Source organism: Sulfurifustis variabilis (assembly GCF_002355415.1).
GTDB lineage: Bacteria > Pseudomonadota > Gammaproteobacteria > Acidiferrobacterales > Sulfurifustaceae > Sulfurifustis > Sulfurifustis variabilis.
The window spans coordinates 2,196,196-2,212,572 of the sequence record NZ_AP014936.1; the positions used below are offsets into that span (position 1 = coordinate 2,196,196).

Genomic DNA, 16,377 nt, shown 5'->3' on the forward strand with positions numbered 1-16,377 from the left:
GCTGCGAGTTTCCATGAACGGTACGCGCTACACGCTTGAGGTCCAGCCCGTCCTGCCCGCGCGTTTGAAGCGCCTGGACGAGCTGGCGAACGATCTGCTCTACAGCTGGGACCGGCAGGTCCGCGGTCTCTACTACCGGCTCGATCCCACGCTCTGGGAGCTCTGCGGACACAACCCGAAGGTATTCCTTCGCCGGGTTTCGCAGCAGCGGCTCGAGCAGGCGGCCGCCGACCGCATCTTCATGGAGGACTACAACCGCGTCCTCTCGGCATACGACACTTATCATCAGGAGCCGATCAAGTCGGCGTGCAGCGAGCTCCTCGACGAGCGCGAGGACCTCATCGCGTACTTCTGCGCCGAGTTCGGCTTCCACGAAAGCTTCCAGATCTACTCCGGCGGCCTCGGCATTCTCGCCGGCGACCACTGCAAGGCGGCGAGCGATCTCGGGCTCCCGTTCGTCGCGGTCGGCATGCTCTACCGGCAGGGGTACTTCACGCAGACCATCGACGGCCAGGGCAACCAGATCGCGCACTACACGCCCACGCATTTCCGCGACCTGCCCATCGTGCCCGCGATGGACCGCGACGGCCGCGAGGTGCGCGTGCACGTGAACCTCCCGGAGCGCCGCGTCCTGCTGCGCGTATGGCGGGCGAAGGCCGGGCGCATCTCGCTGTACCTGCTCGACAGCGACCTCGAGGAGAACGCCGAAGCGGACCGCCGCATCACCTACCAGCTCTACGGCGGGGACGTGAACACCCGCATGCAGCAGGAAATCGTGCTCGGCATCGGCGGGGTGCGTGCGCTGCGCGCGATCGGACTCCATCCGACCGTCTGGCACATCAACGAGGGGCACGCGGCCTTCCTCATTCTCGAGCGCTGTCGGGAGCTCGTCGCCGAGGGGCTCGACTTCGACTCGGCGCTCGAGGTGACGGCGGCGAACACGGTCTTCACGACCCACACCCCCGTCCCCGCCGGCCACGACATCTTCAACGACCAGATCATGGCGAGCTACTTCACCGAGAAGGTGAAGGGCGTCGGCATCTCGCTCGAGCAGCTGCTCGAGCTGGGATCGAGCCCGACGGCGCAGGGCGGCTTCAACATGACGGCGCTCGCGCTGCGCGGATCCCGCTTCCGCAACGGCGTGTCGCGCATCCACGGCGGCGTCGCCTCGCGCATGGCCGCCTACGTCTGGCCGCAGATCTCGCCCGAGGAAAACCCGGTCGGCTACATCACCAACGGGGTCCACGTGCCGACCTTCCTCGCCCGCGAATGGGTCAACCTGTTCGACATGCGCATCGGGGGCGGCTGGCGTAACGAACTGCTGAACGAGTCCTACTGGGCGCAGATCGACAACATCCCCGACCACAGCTACTGGAGTCTCCGGCAGTCGCTGAAGACGGAGATGCTCGCCGACGTACGCCGGCGCGCGATCTTCCAGCACCGGCGCAACGGCTACAGCGAAGCGCTGATCGAGCGCCTTACCGACCGCCTGCGCCCGCAATCGACCGAGACGCTCACCATCGGGTTCGCGCGCCGGTTCGCCACCTACAAGCGCGCGACGCTGATCTTCGCCGACCCCGCGCGGCTCGCGCGGCTGTTGAACGACCCGCAGCGTCCCTGCATCCTGATCTTCGCGGGCAAGGCGCATCCGCACGACATTCCGGCGCAGAACCTGATCAAGGTGATCCACGAGTACTCGCTCAAGCCCGAGTTCCAGGGCCGGATCGTCCTGCTCGAGGGCTACGACCAGGCGCTCGCGCGCAAGCTCGTGACGGGCGTCGACGTGTGGCTCAACAACCCGGAGTACCCGCTCGAGGCGAGCGGCACGTCCGGCGAGAAGGCGGGCATCAACGGCGTCATCAACCTGTCGGTCACGGACGGCTGGTGGGCCGAGGGATACAACGGCAGGAACGGCTGGGCGATCACGCCGCACGGGCCGGCGTACGACGCCGCCTACCGCGACCGCGAGGAGGCGCAGGAGCTGCTCGACATCCTCGAGCACCAGATCATTCCGCTGTACTACGCGCGCAACGGCCACGGGTACTCCGAGGGCTGGGTGGGGATGTCGAAGGAGTCGATGAAATCGCTCATCGTCCGCTTCAACGCCCAGCGCATGGTGATGGACTACGTCGTGCGCTATTACAGCAACGCGCGCCGTCAGCGTCTCGTGATGGCGGGCAAGGACTACGCGCGCGCCAGGGAGGTCGCCGCCTGGCGCCGCGTCGTCGACCGCGCCTGGCCGCGCGTGCGCCTGCGGCGCATCGACAATCCGCTCGAGGAGATCCGCTCGGGCGAGGCGCTCGCGATCCGCGTGGCCGCCTATCTCGACGAGCTCGCTCCGGACGACGTGCTGGTCGAGTGCCTCGTCGGCACCGAGTCCGAGAGCGGGGAGTTCGTGAAGCAGGACACGCTGGTCTTCACCCCGGGCGCGCGCGATTCGCAGACCGGCGAGACGGAGTTCCGGCTCGATCTGCAGCCGCGCCTGCCGGGCCTGCAGTACTACAAGATCCGGATGCTGCCCTTCCATCCCTGCCTCAGCCACCGGCTGGAGCTGGGATACATGATCTGGCTCTAAATTCAGTGATAAGTGCTGAGTGATAAGTTCTAAGTTAATGATGCGCGCTTCGCGCGCTCATCAACTATTCACTTATCACTATGCACTTATCACTTCGTTGTCACGCCGTCGGCTGGCCGGGGCGCATCGTCCCGCCGTGCACCGGCATGCCGCTTCCGCGCGTGAAGACGGCCGAGAGGTAGTCGGGCGGCTCGACGCCGATCAGCTGGTAGAGATTCGCCAGATGGTCGCGGTACAGCCGCTCGAAGTCGCTCACGGTGGCCGCCGGATTGTAGTCGCCGAACCACCAGAACCAGTCCGATCCCTCGCATACGGCGAGTTGCACCTCGGCGCGCGCCAGCGTCTCCGGCTTCAGCCGCGACCGCGCCGCCTGGAACGCGCGGGCCGCGTCGGTCAGCATGTCCCAGCCCCGGTTCTTGTCCCGGTCGCCGATCCAGGTCGAGAACGTCCCGTATACCCAGCTCCCGGCCACCAGCGGCGGGAGCGTCCGCGGCTCGAGCCCCAGGCAATCCTGGAACGTCGTGAGCCGGATGCGCGGGTGCTCCGCCAGCCGGGCATAGAGCCCGTTCAGAAAGTAGTAGCCGTTCTCCGGGTAGTGCTCCCAGGCGTTTTCGCCGTCCAGGATGATCGAGACGACGCGCTCCGGGTGGTCCTTCGCGTGCTCGGCGATCGACTCGAGATGGTGCACGAGGTTCGCGACCGCGTCGTCGGCATGCCACGTCGCGTAGGTGAACCCGATGAGATCGGAGAGCCCGTCGTCGCGGAAGAAGGCGCTCACACCCTTGGCCGTGGCGTGTCGGCGGTATAGCCACCCGTCCTTCGCGCCGTGGATGTTCTCGCCGGCGCGCGCGAGCGTGTGGCGCAGCACTCCCTCCCCCGTTGCCGCCCAGCGGAAACCGGACTCGGCGAGCAGGTCCAGCGCGGCGTCGCTCACGCCGCCTTCGGCCGGCCAGCAACCGGTGGGCGCGAAGCCGAAGTGCTGCGCGAAGGTGTCGATGCCGCGTCGCACGTGCCAGCGCGCGCGTTCGACGCCGTCCGGATAACGTTCCAGCAGCGGAAGCGGGGCGTCCGGCTGGGCGTCATGCGCGCTCTTCAGATCCACGAGCAGCGGGAGGATCGGGTGCGCATACGGCGTGGTGGAAAGCTCGACCTGCCCGCGCTCGGCCAACCGGCGATAGCGGCCGATCACGCCGGCAAGCAGCTCTCCGATCACCGTAAGCAGCTCGCGCCGGTCGTGAAGCGTGTAACCCCCGGCCTTCTCGATGAGCCGCCGCACGCGTGCATCCGAGCGCCGTACGGTCTCGCCGAGCCAGGCGAGGTGGTGCCATACCACGAGATCGACGAGGAACTGCTCCGACAGATAGACCGAGGAGCTCGGATGCTCGATCAGCCACCGCGCCATCTCGGCGAGGTGCTGGTAGGCTGGAAAGCGCGCGATCATGCGCGTCTCGTTCGCGCGCAGGCAGGCCTTGATGAGCGGCAGTCGCGCCTCCGGATCGACCGGCAGCGCCACTTGCGTGAGCGCGCACAGGACGTCGTCGCGGATGGCGCGGCTGTTTTCGAGAAAGCCGGAGACCTGCGCCGCGTAGTCGGCGATCTGCTCGAGCAGGATGGGCGCGAAGTTCACGACCGCCCTGGCGTTCGGGTGCGCCTCGAGGTGCGCGGCCATGTCCACGTAGTCCTTCAGCACGTGGAGGTAGACCCAGGGCAGCTGGTACTCCCCGCTGATGAGATCGCGGTACTGCGGCTGGTGCATGTGCCAGGCGAGGATTACCTTCAGTCGCTCACCGTCCGCCATGCCTGCCCTCCCTGGCGTGACCGCATCGGTTTCGTCCGGCTCCGGCCCGCACTTCCGTGTGCGGGCGCTCGGCGGCGCGAAGACACGTTAAGTGTCTTCGCGAATGCCCCGCCTCGCCCTTCAGTCGCTCACCGTCCGCCATGCCTGCCCTCCCTGGCGTGACCGCATCGGTTTCGTCCGGCTCCGGCCCGGACTTCCGTGTGCCGCTCAGCGGACATGGTGCAGCGACTGACCGAGCATCTCCGGCGTGACGAGGACGATGCCGCGGGGGCTGATGAAGTAGCGCTTGGCGTCCTCCTCGGTGTTCTCTCCGATGACGGTGCCGGCGGGCAGACGGCATCCCTTGTCGATGACCGCGCGGCGGATGCGGCAGCCGCGCTCGATCTCGACGTTCGGCAGGACCACGGAATCGGTCACGCTCGCGTCGGAGTCGACGCGCACGTTCGAAAACAGCAGCGAGTGGCGCACGACGGCGCCGCAGATGATGCAACCTCCCGAGACCATCGAATTGACGGCGAGCCCCAGCCGGTCCTCCTCGTCGTATATGAACTTGGCCGGCGGGAGCTGCTCCTGATAGGTCCAGATCGGCCAGGCGGTATCGTAGAGGTTCAGGTCCGGAACCGCGTCGGCAAGCTCGAGGTTCGCGAGCCAGAAGGCGTCGACGGTGCCCACGTCGCGCCAATAGCCTCGCTGTCCGCTCTGCACGTCCCGGAACGGATACGCGATGACGCGGTACTTCTCGAGCGCCGCCGGAATGATGTCCTTGCCGAAGTCGTGCGCCGACTTCGGGTTGTCGGCGTCCTTGATGAGCTGCTCGATCAGGAACGCGGTGTTGAACACGTAGATGCCCATCGAGGCGAGCGCCAGCTCCTCGCTTCCCGGTATCGGCTTCGGGTGCTCGGGCTTCTCCTGGAACTCGACGATGCGCCCGCCTTCGCCCACGGCGACGATCCCGAAGTCGCGCCCCTCGTGCACCGGCACCTCGATGCAGCCGACGGTGAGATCGGCCTGACGCTCGACGTGGAACGCGATCATCGGACCGTAGTCCATCTTGTAGATGTGGTCGCCCGCGAGTATCAGCACGAAATCGGGGCCGTGATTGCGGATGATGTCGAGGTTCTGGTAGACGGCATCCGCCGTGCCGAGGTACCAGGACGGCTGAATTCGCTGCTGCGCGGGCATGAGCTCGACGAACTCGCCGAACTCGCCGCGCAGGAAACCCCAGCCCTTCTGGATGTGCTGGATGAGCGAGTGGGCCTTGTACTGCGTGAGCACGCCGATCCGGCGGATGCCGGAGTTGATGCAGTTCGAGAGGGGAAAGTCGATGATGCGGAACTTGCCGCCGAACGGGACGGCCGGCTTCGCGCGCCAGTTCGTGAGGTCCTTCAGACGCGAGCCGCGCCCGCCGGCGAGGATGAGCGCCAGCGTGTTGCGCGTGAGGCGGCTGACAAAGCGCTCGGTGTGCACTGTTTTCACGCCATGCCCCCTCCGCCGTTCCGTCGATGCCCGCTTCCCGCGGCACTCGTTTGTCGCCGCTTTTGACTTTACCATAACGCGCCCGCAGCGAGACACCGGGCGATTCCCGACGCATGCACAAGACTTTGTTCGTCACGAGCGAGGCCCACCCGCTTATGAAGACCGGCGGGCTCGGCGACGTGTGCGGGAGCCTTCCGCGCGCGCTCCGTGCGATCGGCGTGGACGTCCGCCTGATGATGCCCGCATACCGCGACGCCAAGGCCGCCGCGGGCCGGCTGCGCCCCGTCGCGCGCGTCGCCGTGCCGCGTCTTCCGGAACCGGCGACCCTGCTCGAAGGCACGCTTCCCGGCACTCGCGTGCCGGTATGGCTCGTGGACTACCCGCCCGCCTTCGACCGGCCCGGCGACCCGTACCTCGACCCGCAGGGTCAACCGTGGTACGACAACGCGCCGCGCTTCGCGCTGCTCGCGCGCGTGGCCGTGGCCGTGGCGCGGGGCGAAGCGACGCTCCCGTGGAAACCGGACGTCGTGCACTGCCACGACTGGCAGACCGGTCTCGTGCCCGCGTTGCTCGCCCTCGAGCGCGAACGGCCCGCGTCGGTCTTCACCATTCACAACCTCGCGTACCAGGGGCTGTTCCCGGCCGACATGTTCGGTTCGCTCGGTCTGCCCGCGTCGCTCTGGTCCCTCGCCGGTCTCGAATTCCACGGCCAGATGTCGTTCATCAAAGGGGGGCTCGCCTACGCCGACCGCTTGAACGCCGTGAGCCCCACCTACGCCCGCGAGATCCAGACGCCGGCGCTCGGCTGCGGCCTGGACGGCCTCTTGCGCCATCGCGCCGACCGGCTGTCCGGCATTCTCAACGGCATCGACGTCAACGTGTGGAATCCGGCGCGCGATCCTCACATCGCCGCGCCGTACTCGCGCACGCGCTTCGACGGCAAGCGAATCAACAAGCGCGCGCTCCAGGAAATGTGCGGACTGCCAAACGAGCCGCTCACCCCCCTGCTCGGCATGGTCGGTCGGCTGGTCGAACAGAAGGGCGTGGATCTCGTGCTCGGCGCCTGGCCCGCGCTCGCGCGGCGCGGCTGCCAGCTCGTGGTGCTCGGAACGGGCGAATCCGCGTACGAGGACGCATGGCGTCGCGAGCGCGGGCGGCACCCTGCGCAGCTCGCCGTGAAGATCGGCTACGACGAGGCGCTCGCGCACCGCATCGAGGCCGGTGCGGACATCTTTCTCATGCCGTCGCGCTTCGAGCCATGCGGGCTCAATCAGATGTACAGCCTGCGCTACGGCACGCCGCCCGTGGTGCGGCGGATCGGCGGCCTCGCCGATACGGTCGAGGACGCGAACGAGGACAACCTCGCGAGCGGGCGCGCCACCGGCTTCGTGTTCGACGAGGAGCGCCCGGAAGCGCTCGTCGCCGCCGTGGAACGGGCGCTCGCGCTGAGCAAGCAGCCTGACCGCTGGCGCCGGCTGGTGCACACGGGCATGCGGCAGGACTTCAGCTGGGAAAGGAGCGCGCGCGCGTACGTCCGCCTCTACGACATGGCGACGGAACAGCGGGACCGGTCGGTCTGAGGCCCGGGACCGCCGCTGCACGGTCGCGGTGCGCGTCCCGGAAGACCGGGAACTCGAAATGGAATTACACGCACCACCGTGGCGCCCCGGTGGACGCGGCATCGACCGCCATCGACGCCTTTATGCGCGCGTGTCCCGGCCTTACACTGGCACCCGAACGCAAAGGATGACCGCCGGCCACCGATGAAGTCGAAAACCGTCAAGGCACTGCGCGCGCTCGCCAAGGAGCGCGGCATCAAGGGCTACTCGAAGCTCTCGAAAGAAGAGCTGCTGCGCCGCCTGCAGACCACCGAGCCACGCCCGTCTCCGGCCGCCGAGACGAAAGCGTACGCTGCCGGAACGGAGGCGACGCCTCCGCCGAAGAGCGAACGACCGGTCGCACGACCCGCGGCCGAGCGGTCCGAGGACACGGGTTATCGGAAGGAGACCCCGCCCTGGTGGGAGCCGTCCCAGCCGGCCGCGAGACAGACCGACACCTTTTCTTCCGAGGAGGAACGGGTCGAGGGCGCGAAGTACACGCTGCCCCCGGGGAGCGCGGCGGGGACCGGTCCCGCCACCGATCTGGGCGAGGACATCGACCGCCTGCCCGCGTTGCGCGAACCCGTGCTGTGCCTCCTGCCGCAGAAACCCGGGATTCTTCACGCCTACTGGGTTCTCCCCGACGGGGCGCCGGCCGGCCGCGACCTCAAGCTTCGGCTGTGCCGCAGCGAGCGCGACCGCCTCGACGTGTGGGAGGAGCTGCCGCTGCCCGCCGAGCACGGGAGCTGGTACTTCCACGTCCCGGACAGTCTTCAAAACCACGAGGTGGTGCTCCAGCTCGGCTACTACCGCGACCGCGACTTCGTGAGCGCCATCCATCGCGGCATCGCGCGCATCCCGAGCCTCTACGCATCGACGAGCACCGATCGCTGGTGGTGGATCGCGGAGGAGGATTTCCGGCGTCTGTACCTGAACGCCGGCGGCTTCGAAGCCGGTGTCCGCCGCTACGGCTGGGCGGCCTCTGTGGGAAGCCCCGGCGCCCCGCCACCGGGACCCGGCGAAGAACGGCTCGGCTGGCCCGGCGGCGTGAGCAGCCGGTAGACGAATGACGCCCTTCACGGTGCCCTCCACTCCCTCCGGCACGGCCTGAGGGAGGAAAACCGAACAGCCGTCTTCGCACAGTGGACCCCAAAGGCTACTTCGCGCTCGTCCTGCACGCGCACCTGCCGTTCGTGCGGCATCCCGAGCACGAGCGCTTCCTGGAAGAAGACTGGCTCTTCGAGGCGCTGACCGAGACGTACCTGCCGCTGCTCGACGTGTTCGAGGGGCTGGCGCGCCGCGGCATCCACTTCCGCGTGACGATGTCGCTCACGCCCACGCTCCTCTCGATGATGACGGATCCGCTGCTCCAGTCCCGGTATGTCCGCTACCTCGACGAGCGCCTCACGGCGCTCGAAGGCGAGCGCCGTCGCACCGAGAGCGACTCGTACTACCAGCCGGTCGTTCTCTTTTATGTGGACCGTTACGAGCGGCTGCGCAGGCGCTTCCTCGAGGAGGACCGGCTCGACCCGACGCGCGCCTTCCGCCGCCTCATGGACGCGGGCTACCTCGAGATCGTCACCTGCGGCGCGACGCACGGCTACCTCCCGCTGCTCGCGGTGAACGAAGAGAGCCTTTACGCGCAGATCTCGATGGCCGTGCGCACCCACGAACGCATCCTCGGCCGCCGCCCGCGCGGCATCTGGCTCCCGGAATGCGGTTACAAGCCCGGCATCGAGCGCATCCTCGCGGAGTTCGGAATCGATTACTTCTTTCTCGATTCGCACGGAGTCCTAAACGCCGATCCGCGACCCAGGTATGGCGTCCACCGACCCGTGCGGACGCCGACCGGCGTCGCCGCGTTCGCGCGCGACTACGAATCGTCGAAACAGGTCTGGTCGGCCGACGAGGGTTACCCGGGCGACCCCACGTATCGCGAGTTCTATCGCGACGCCGGGTTCGACGTGCACGAGCCGCACATCGCGGCGCTCCATCACGCGGGCATTCCCGGCTTCACGGGGCTCAAGTACCACCGCATCACGGGCAAGACCGACTGGAAGGAGCCGTACCACCCGGGCTGGGCACAGGAACGGGCGGCAATGCATGCGGGGCACTTCATGTTCAACCGGCAGCTCCAGGTGAGCTGGCTGACCTCGTTCCTCGACCGCCCGCCGATCGTGGTGGCGCCCTACGACGCCGAGCTTTTCGGTCACTGGTGGTTCGAGGGGCCGCAGTGGATCGATTTCCTGCTGCGCAAGATCGCGTTCGACCAGAACGACATCAAGACGATCACGCCGGCCGAGTACCTCGACCGCTTTTCCGATCTCCAGCCCGTCGCGCCGCCCGAGTGCAGCTGGGGCGCGGGCGGCTTCCACGAGGTGTGGCTGAACGGCTCGAACGACTGGATGTACCCGCACCTGCACCAGGCGGCCGAGCGCATGAGCGGGCTGGTGCGACGCTTCCAGCACGCCGACGGCGTGCTGCGCTGGACCCTCGACCAGGCGGCGCGCGAACTGCTGCTCGCGCAGGCGAGCGACTGGGCGTTCATCATGAAGACCGGGACCGCGGTCGACTACGCCGTGCGGCGGTTCAAGACGCACATTCACCGCTTCGACCGCCTGACCTCGATGGCGGAGCAGAACGGCTACGACGAGGGATATCTCCGGGCGGTCGCCGAGCGGGACACGATCTTCCCGGACATGGATTACCGCATCTTCCGGTCACGGCCGCTGCTCTGACGGCCGCGGCGCAAACCGCCCGCGACTCACGCCGTCGCCTTCCGTCTTTTCGAACGTCGGCGTCCCTTCCGCGGAAGCACGGCCCCGCCATCCGGCGGGAGCCGCTTCTCGCCGCGGTTCTTCCCGCTCGCCGCGGCGTCCTCGATCTCCGCGTTGATCTCGCCGCCCACGAGCAGGAAGAAACCGCTCAGGTACATCCACGTCAGCAGCATGATGATCGCGCCGATCGATCCGTAGGTGCGGTTGTAATCGCCGAAGTGCTCGACGTACAGGCCGAACAGCAGCGACATCGGTATCCACGCGATGACGGCGAACACGGAGCCCGGGGTGATCCAGCGCCATGCCTGCTCCACGTCCGGCGCAAAATAGTAGATAAGCGCGGCGCCCAGGATCATGAGCAGCACGATGACGGGCCAGCGGATCAGGTTCCACGCGACGTCGAAGGCGCCGCCCACGCCCAGGCGCTCGGCAAGGAGGCCGCCGAGCTCCGGACCGAAAATCAGCAGCGCCATCGACAGGATGATCATGACCGCGAGTCCGACCGTCAGGACAATCGCCATTCCCCGGACCTTCCAGAAGGGCCGGCTCTCGGTCACCCCGTACGCCCGGTTGAGGCTGTTCGTGATCGCGGCGAACGCGCTGGACGCCATCCACAAGGCGAGCAGGATGCCGAAGGACAGCAGCCCGCCGCGCGGCTCGGCGAGAAGCTGCTCGAGGTTCTTTTGGATCACGGCGAGCACTTGCTCGGGCACCAGGCCGGCGAGCACCTCCAGGAGCTGTCCCATCAGATCGGGAATCGGGACATAGGCCAGCAGGGCCGTCAGAAAGATGAAGAAGGGAAAGATGGCGAACAGAAAATAGAACGCGAGCTGTGCCGCGTACCCCCAAACGTCGTCCTCGTTGATCTGCCGGTAAACGCGTACGGCGAGCTGGCGCGGGCTGAGACCGCCGAGCGTCCACACCTCCAGCAGGTCCGCCTTGAGCCCCATTCAGCGCTTCTCCTTGAGCGCTTCCTTCTCTCTTTCGGTGCGCTCCTCCTCCCGCTCCCCGCGCCCGTCGCCGGGAGACGCACCCTCCCTGATCCGCTTGGCGCGCCCGGGGGCGACGCTGCCTTCGAGTCCCGGCTGCAACGCCTGCACGAAGGCGTTGCGCAGGAAGGTCGTCACCGCCTCCCAGACGCTGGTCTCGGGATTCTCGAACTTCCCGGAAAACTCGATCCTGGTCGCGAGCTGCTCCCTGGGCTCGTTCTCGAACACGTTCGCGACCAGCTTCACGAAGAAACCCTTGATGGCCTCGCCGGCGGACTTCTCCTCCTTGATCCTGAGGACGTCCAGATCCTGGACGAACGGCTTCACGTAACCCCGAAAGCCGCCGTCCTTCGCCCGGGCTTCCGCGTAGAGCGACAGTCGTCCGTCGCGCGCCTCGACCGCCAGGTGATGGCGCAGGTAGCGGTTGAGCTCGGGCAGCCGCAGGGCCTTCAGCTCGAAGGCGAGGTCGAAGGTCGGTGCGGTCGCGAACGGATCGAGGCGCATGTTGAGATCGAAACGTCCGCTCTGCATGGCTCGTCCGTCCGCGCTCAGCGTCGCCGCGAGGCTTTCCGAGATCCGTGCGCTGTTGTTCAGGTTGCGCGCGACGAGATTGATCTCATGCAGGTAGAGATCCACGTCGGGATCGGGCGCGTCGTCCCGGAAATGAAGGTCGCCGTCGACGATCGCGAAGCGGTTCACGCGAACCGGAAGCAGCTCGCGAAACCGCTCGACGATGTCGTCGGCCGCGCGCGTCTCGTCCTTCTTGACCGGTCCGGCGAGCACGTTGATCGACGGCCGATCGAACTCGATCTGCCCGACGAGCGCGCCGCGCAGCAGCTCGCGCCACTCGAGCGACAGGTCGACCCGCTGCGCGCTTAGGACCGGGATGCGACGCGTGCGCTCCACCCGTTCGATCGTCGCGCCGTGGATCGTGTACGCCCCGCGCCAGAGGTGCAGGTCGACGTCCTCGATCCGCGCCTCGTAGCCGGGGATCTCGCCCAGCTTGCGGTTCGCGTAGTCGGTGACGATACCGGGAAGCGCCACCCGCGCGCCGACGAGAATCAGCGCAAGGATCGGCAGGGCCCAGAAAATCGGCCGGCGGATCAGCCCGCGCGGCGTGACGGCGAGCGCCATGGGCTTCCCTTGCTGGCGGAGCGCCATTCTGGTCTCCGTTTTCCGAAGACCACAAGGCGGGCAATCCCGCGCGCGGGCTAGGCAAGCCGGCTTGCGGCGAGTGCCGCTCCGATGAGCCCGACGCGCGGGTTCAATACGACGTCGACGGGAATCGTGGCGAGCAGGGCGCTCATGCGTCCCTTGTCGTTGAAGGCCCGGACGAAATCCCCCGTTTGCAGCGCCGGCAGGATCTTCGCGGCGATTCCCCCGGCGATGTAGACGCCCCCGCTCGCCAGCACCGTGAGCGCGAGATTTCCGCACTGTGCGCCGTACACGCGTACGAACAACCGCAGCGCTTCGACCGACGCGGGATCGGCGCCGGCCAGAGCGGCCGCGGTAATCGCCGCCGGCGGGTCATCCGCGTTCAACAGCGCCGGATTTCCGGCGACCCCGCGCGCCTGGAAGAACCCGTACACATTCACGAGGCCCGGGCCGGACAGGATGCGCTCGTACGAGACGCGCCCGAAGCGAGCGCGCAGATAGCCGAGCAGGTCGATCTGCACCTCGTCGACGGGCGCGAAGTCCGCGTGGCCGCCCTCCGTCGCCACCGCCTCGTAATAGCCGTTCGCCCAGACCAGCAGTCCCTGCCCCAGCCCGGTGCCTGCACCGATCAGCGCGCACGGCGCGCGCGGCTGACGGCGTCCCGGCTGCACCACCGCGAAGTCCTCGGGCCCCAGGGCGGCGATACCGTAGCCGACCGCCTGGAAATCGTTGATGAGCCGCACGCGCGGAATGCCGAGATCGCGCGCGAGCGCCTCGCTCTCGACTCGCCAGGGAAGGTTAGTGACGTTCGCTGCGGCGCCCTGCGCGGTCGGCCTCACGGGGCCCGCGATACCGAAGCACGCCGCCCGCAGGTCGCGCGCTCGCGCGAGCCTCAGGAACTCTTCCGCGAGCGAGAGGAAGCTCGGATATTGCGCGCTCTCGTAGCGCGCCTCCGCTTCCACGCGGCAAGATGGACCGTCGACCTCGGCGACCTGCAGCAGCACTTTCGTTCCGCCGACGTCTCCGGCCAGCACGCGCATGTGTTCGTTCCTCGGGCTTGCGGTGGATTCGCTTTGGTATGATGCGAGGCCCGTTGCTATACTGGCAAGCCCGTGCCGGGGTGGCGGAACTGGTAGACGCGCCGGACTCAAAATCCGGTGGTGGCGACACCGTGTCGGTTCGACTCCGACCCTCGGTACCACTCCTCGTGTTGCCACTGCATGCCGCCTCGCGAACGCCAATGCCCGGCGCCCCGCCGGGGTCGATGCAGGAGGAAGTCTTTCGGCGAGAGCTGCGGTCTAGGCGACCTGGACCGGTATGGCGTTGCGCGTGTGGGTGATGCGGTTGTGCGCGTCCACGTACACCAGGCGCGGCTCGAACGTGGAAAGCTCGCGCTCCTCCACCTCCGCGTAGGCGCAGATGATCACGATGTCGCCCGGGCTCGCCCGGTGGGCCGCCGCCCCGTTCACCGAGATGAGGCCGGAGCCGGCCTCCGCACGAATGGCGTAGGTCGCGAAGCGCTCGCCGTTGCGGAGGTTATACACCTCGACCCGCTCGTACTCGCGGATATCGGCCGCCTCGAGCAGACGGGCGTCGATCGCGACCGAGCCTTCGTAATCGAGCTCGGCGTGGGTCACGCGCACGCGGTGCAGCTTCGACTTGAGCAGGGTCCGTCGCATGCGGGCATTATCCGCCGTCGGCAAGGGGGATTCAAACCGCCCGGCTGAACTCGATATTGTCGATCAGCCGCGTGCGACCGAGCCAGGCGGCGGCGAGCGCGACGAGCGCCGTGTCGCCCCGTTCAGGCGGCGCGAGGTCCCGCTGACGCCGGACACTCACGTATTCCACCCGAAAGCCGGCCGCCGCGAGCGCTTCGATGGCCTCCGCTTCGGCCGGGGCGGTGGCCGCACCCGACGCCACGCGATCGCGGAGCGCGGTCAGCGCGGCATACAGCCGAGGCGCCGCCGCTCTTTCGCCGGCGGTCAGGTACCGATTGCGGGAGCTCATCGCCAGGCCGTCCGCTTCGCGCACGGTGTCGACTCCCGCGATCTCGATCGGGAGACCGAGGTCGGCCACCATCAGACGGATGACCAGGAGTTGCTGGTAATCCTTCTTGCCGAAGAGCGCGATATCGGGATGAACGAGATTCAGCAGCCGGTTGACCACCGTCGCCACGCCCCGAAAGTGTCCGGGCCGAAACCAGCCGCACAGTATCTCGCTCACTACCGGGACCTCGACCTTGGTCATGATCTCCGGTCCGCGCGGGTACATCACATCGTCACCGGGCATGAAAAGGAGATCCGCGCCGGCGCCGGCCAGCGCCGCGCGATCGGCGTCCGGTGTGCGCGGGTAAGTGGCGTAGTCCTCGTTCGGACCGAACTGCAGGGGATTGACGTAGAGGCTGGCGACCACGGCGTCGGCGCGCCGCCGCGCTTCCGCGACCAGGCTCAGGTGGCCTTCGTGCAGGTTGCCCATCGTCGGCACGAACGCAACACGCGCGCGCCTCGCACGCAGCGCCCGGACCTCGTCGCGCAGCGACGCGACGGTCGCAACCTCGATCATGCCTGGCGGAAGGTGTGCTCGGGGCCCGGAAAGGCGCGCGACTTCACCGCGGCCACGTAGGCCTTCACCGCGTCCTCGATCGAGGCGCTGCCCGGCATGAAGTTGCGCGCGAACTTCGGCGTCGGCCGCGGGTAGATTCCGAGCATGTCGTAGAGCACGAGCACCTGTCCGTCGCAGTCGATGCCGGCGCCGATGCCGATCGTCGGGATCGCGAGATCCTGCGTGATCGCCGCCCCGAGCTCGGCCGGCACCGCCTCGAGCACGATCAGGCTCGCGCCGGCCTGCTCGAGGATCTTCGCCTCGCGCCGCATGCGCTCGGCCGCCTCCTCGCCGCGGCCCTGCACGCGGTAGCCGCCGAGCTGGTGTACCGACTGCGGCGTGAGGCCGAGGTGCGCGCACACCGGCACGCCGCGCTCGACGAGAAAATGCACCGTCTCGGCCATCGGCTCGCCGCCTTCGAGCTTCACGACGTGCGCCCCGCCGCGGCGCATGAGCCGCCCGGCGGTCGCGAGCGCCTGCTCGCGGCTCTGCTGATAGCTCATGAACGGCATGTCGACCACGAGCAGCGCCCGCTTCACGCCGCGCGCGACGCAGGCGTTGTGGTACGTCATTTCGGCCACGCTCACGGGCAGCGTGCTCTCGTGGCCCTGCACCACCATGCCGAGCGAGTCGCCCACCATCACGAGGTCCACGCCCGCGCGGTCGAGGAGGCTCGCGAAGCTGTAGTCGTAGGCCGTGAGGCAGGCAATCTTCTCGCCCGCGCGCTTCATGTCCCGCAGGGTGAGGACGGTGACGGGCTTCATGGCGCGACCAGCGGATTGAAGAAGTGGCGGCCGCTGCGCACGCGCGGAATGTACTCGAGCAGCGTCTGGAAATCGGCCTCCCGGTCGACGAAGTTGATCTCGGTGGCGTTCACCACGAGCAGCGGCGCCGCGTAGTAATGATGGAAGAACTGCGTGTAGGCATCGACGAGCGTCTGCAGGTACGCGCGGTCGATGAGCGCTTCGTACGGGATGCCGCGCCGCCGGATCCGCTCCATCAGCACGTCGACCGAGGCCTGGAGAAAGATCACGAGGTCCGGCTGCGGCAGGTCGAGGCTCATCTGCTGGTAGACCTGCTCGTAGAGCCTGAGCTCGTCGTTATCCAAGTTCGCGCGCGCGAACAGGCGATCCTTGTCGAGAAGGAAATCGGCGACGAAGCCGGTGCTGAACATGTCGGCCTGCTTGAGCTCCTGGATCTGCCTGGCGCGCTGAAACAGGAAAAAGAGCTGGGTGGGAAGGGCGTAATGCTTGCGCGAGGCGTAGAACCGCTCGAGAAAGGGGTTCTCCTCCGGCCTCTCCAGCAGCGGTCGCGCGCCGAATATCTCGGCGAGCCGGCGTGCGAGGCTCGTCTTGCCGACGCCCACCGCGCCCTCCACGACGATGTATCCCGGAAACGTTTTCTGCAT

At 67.8% G+C, this 16,377-nt stretch carries 13 protein-coding genes and 1 tRNA gene; 5 read left to right on the forward strand and 9 right to left on the reverse strand.

Annotation, left to right across the window (positions count from 1 at the left end; genetic code table 11):
- The first annotated feature begins 13 nt into the window (after positions 1 to 13).
- Entirely contained in the window at positions 14 to 2,575 is a 2,562-nt protein-coding gene (glgP, locus tag SVA_RS10380) for an alpha-glucan family phosphorylase (RefSeq protein WP_096461153.1), read from the forward strand.
- A 100-nt stretch (positions 2,576 to 2,675) separates the two neighbouring features.
- On the opposite strand, the gene SVA_RS10385 is transcribed toward glgP, so the two are convergent.
- Together SVA_RS10385 and glgC are read right to left on the reverse strand one after the other, a co-directional pair.
- Positions 2,676 to 4,373 carry a glycoside hydrolase family 57 protein gene (locus SVA_RS10385; protein ID WP_096461154.1) on the reverse strand — a complete coding sequence of 566 codons (1,698 nt, stop codon included), beginning with the start codon at positions 4,371 to 4,373 and terminating at the stop codon, positions 2,676 to 2,678.
- Positions 4,374 to 4,580: 207 nt separating this feature from the next.
- Positions 4,581 to 5,849 (reverse strand): glucose-1-phosphate adenylyltransferase, encoded by a 1,269-nt coding sequence (gene glgC, locus SVA_RS10390; RefSeq protein WP_096461155.1) that lies wholly within the window; start codon positions 5,847 to 5,849, stop codon positions 4,581 to 4,583.
- Positions 5,850 to 5,962: 113 nt separating this feature from the next.
- On the opposite strand from glgC, the gene glgA reads away from it, so the two are divergent.
- The 3 genes from glgA (at position 5,963) to SVA_RS10405 (ending at position 10,185) form a co-directional block, all read left to right on the forward strand.
- A complete protein-coding gene (gene glgA, locus SVA_RS10395; RefSeq protein ID WP_096461156.1) occupies positions 5,963 to 7,429 on the forward strand; it encodes a glycogen synthase GlgA in 1,467 nt (488 codons plus the stop codon).
- Positions 7,430 to 7,612: 183 nt separating this feature from the next.
- Positions 7,613 to 8,509: a DUF4912 domain-containing protein gene (locus SVA_RS10400; protein ID WP_096461157.1), complete on the forward strand. Its 897-nt coding sequence runs from the start codon at positions 7,613 to 7,615 to the stop codon at positions 8,507 to 8,509.
- Positions 8,510 to 8,589: 80 nt separating this feature from the next.
- Positions 8,590 to 10,185 carry a glycoside hydrolase family 57 protein gene (locus SVA_RS10405; protein WP_096461158.1) on the forward strand — a complete coding sequence of 532 codons (1,596 nt, stop codon included), beginning with the start codon at positions 8,590 to 8,592 and terminating at the stop codon, positions 10,183 to 10,185.
- Positions 10,186 to 10,211: 26 nt separating this feature from the next.
- Here SVA_RS10405 and SVA_RS10410 read toward each other — a convergent pair whose 3' ends face one another.
- From SVA_RS10410 to SVA_RS10420, 3 genes are read right to left on the reverse strand one after another with little or no spacing between them, the layout of a single operon-like run.
- Positions 10,212 to 11,174, reverse strand: a complete 963-nt coding sequence (locus SVA_RS10410) for a YihY/virulence factor BrkB family protein (RefSeq protein ID WP_096461159.1) — start codon at positions 11,172 to 11,174, stop codon at positions 10,212 to 10,214.
- On the reverse strand, positions 11,175 to 12,374 hold the full coding sequence (locus tag SVA_RS10415) for a DUF748 domain-containing protein (protein WP_096461160.1): 1,200 nt from the start codon (positions 12,372 to 12,374) through the stop codon (positions 11,175 to 11,177).
- Between the two features lie 50 nt (positions 12,375 to 12,424).
- Positions 12,425 to 13,408 carry a glucokinase gene (locus SVA_RS10420; protein ID WP_096461161.1) on the reverse strand — a complete coding sequence of 328 codons (984 nt, stop codon included), beginning with the start codon at positions 13,406 to 13,408 and terminating at the stop codon, positions 12,425 to 12,427.
- Between the two features lie 74 nt (positions 13,409 to 13,482).
- Between SVA_RS10420 and SVA_RS10425 the strand changes: the two genes are divergently transcribed.
- Positions 13,483 to 13,569: transfer RNA gene (locus SVA_RS10425), tRNA-Leu, on the forward strand.
- A 97-nt stretch (positions 13,570 to 13,666) separates the two neighbouring features.
- Here SVA_RS10425 and panD read toward each other — a convergent pair.
- The 4 genes from panD to SVA_RS10445 are packed head-to-tail and all read right to left on the reverse strand — an operon-like array spanning position 13,667 to position 16,377.
- The gene (gene panD / locus SVA_RS10430) at positions 13,667 to 14,047 is read right to left on the reverse strand and encodes an aspartate 1-decarboxylase (protein ID WP_096461162.1); all 381 of its coding nucleotides are present in this window, start codon (positions 14,045 to 14,047) and stop codon (positions 13,667 to 13,669) included.
- A gap of 31 nt (positions 14,048 to 14,078) precedes the next feature.
- Positions 14,079 to 14,930 carry a pantoate--beta-alanine ligase gene (gene panC, locus SVA_RS10435; protein ID WP_096461163.1) on the reverse strand — a complete coding sequence of 284 codons (852 nt, stop codon included), beginning with the start codon at positions 14,928 to 14,930 and terminating at the stop codon, positions 14,079 to 14,081.
- On the reverse strand, positions 14,927 to 15,733 hold the full coding sequence (gene panB / locus SVA_RS10440) for a 3-methyl-2-oxobutanoate hydroxymethyltransferase (RefSeq protein ID WP_096461164.1): 807 nt from the start codon (positions 15,731 to 15,733) through the stop codon (positions 14,927 to 14,929). The genes panC and panB overlap by 4 nt, the downstream gene beginning before the upstream one ends.
- Positions 15,730 to 16,377, reverse strand: a complete 648-nt coding sequence (locus SVA_RS10445; RefSeq protein ID WP_096461165.1) for a deoxynucleoside kinase — start codon at positions 16,375 to 16,377, stop codon at positions 15,730 to 15,732. Before SVA_RS10445 ends, panB begins: the two co-directional genes overlap by 4 nt.

Coding starts and splice junctions, on each gene's coding strand:
- panC (WP_096461163.1), bottom strand. CDS start 14,930: ATGATCGAGGTTGCGACCGTCGCGTCGCTGCGCGACGAGGTCCGGGCG.
- glgP (WP_096461153.1), top strand. CDS start 14: ATGAACGGTACGCGCTACACGCTTGAGGTCCAGCCCGTCCTGCCCGCG.
- panB (WP_096461164.1), bottom strand. CDS start 15,733: ATGAAGCCCGTCACCGTCCTCACCCTGCGGGACATGAAGCGCGCGGGC.
- SVA_RS10445 (WP_096461165.1), bottom strand. CDS start 16,377: ATGCAGAAAACGTTTCCGGGATACATCGTCGTGGAGGGCGCGGTGGGC.
- SVA_RS10410 (WP_096461159.1), bottom strand. CDS start 11,174: ATGGGGCTCAAGGCGGACCTGCTGGAGGTGTGGACGCTCGGCGGTCTC.
- SVA_RS10400 (WP_096461157.1), top strand. CDS start 7,613: ATGAAGTCGAAAACCGTCAAGGCACTGCGCGCGCTCGCCAAGGAGCGC.
- glgA (WP_096461156.1), top strand. CDS start 5,963: ATGCACAAGACTTTGTTCGTCACGAGCGAGGCCCACCCGCTTATGAAG.
- SVA_RS10385 (WP_096461154.1), bottom strand. CDS start 4,373: ATGGCGGACGGTGAGCGACTGAAGGTAATCCTCGCCTGGCACATGCAC.
- SVA_RS10415 (WP_096461160.1), bottom strand. CDS start 12,374: ATGGCGCTCCGCCAGCAAGGGAAGCCCATGGCGCTCGCCGTCACGCCG.
- panD (WP_096461162.1), bottom strand. CDS start 14,047: ATGCGACGGACCCTGCTCAAGTCGAAGCTGCACCGCGTGCGCGTGACC.
- SVA_RS10420 (WP_096461161.1), bottom strand. CDS start 13,408: ATGCGCGTGCTGGCCGGAGACGTCGGCGGAACGAAAGTGCTGCTGCAG.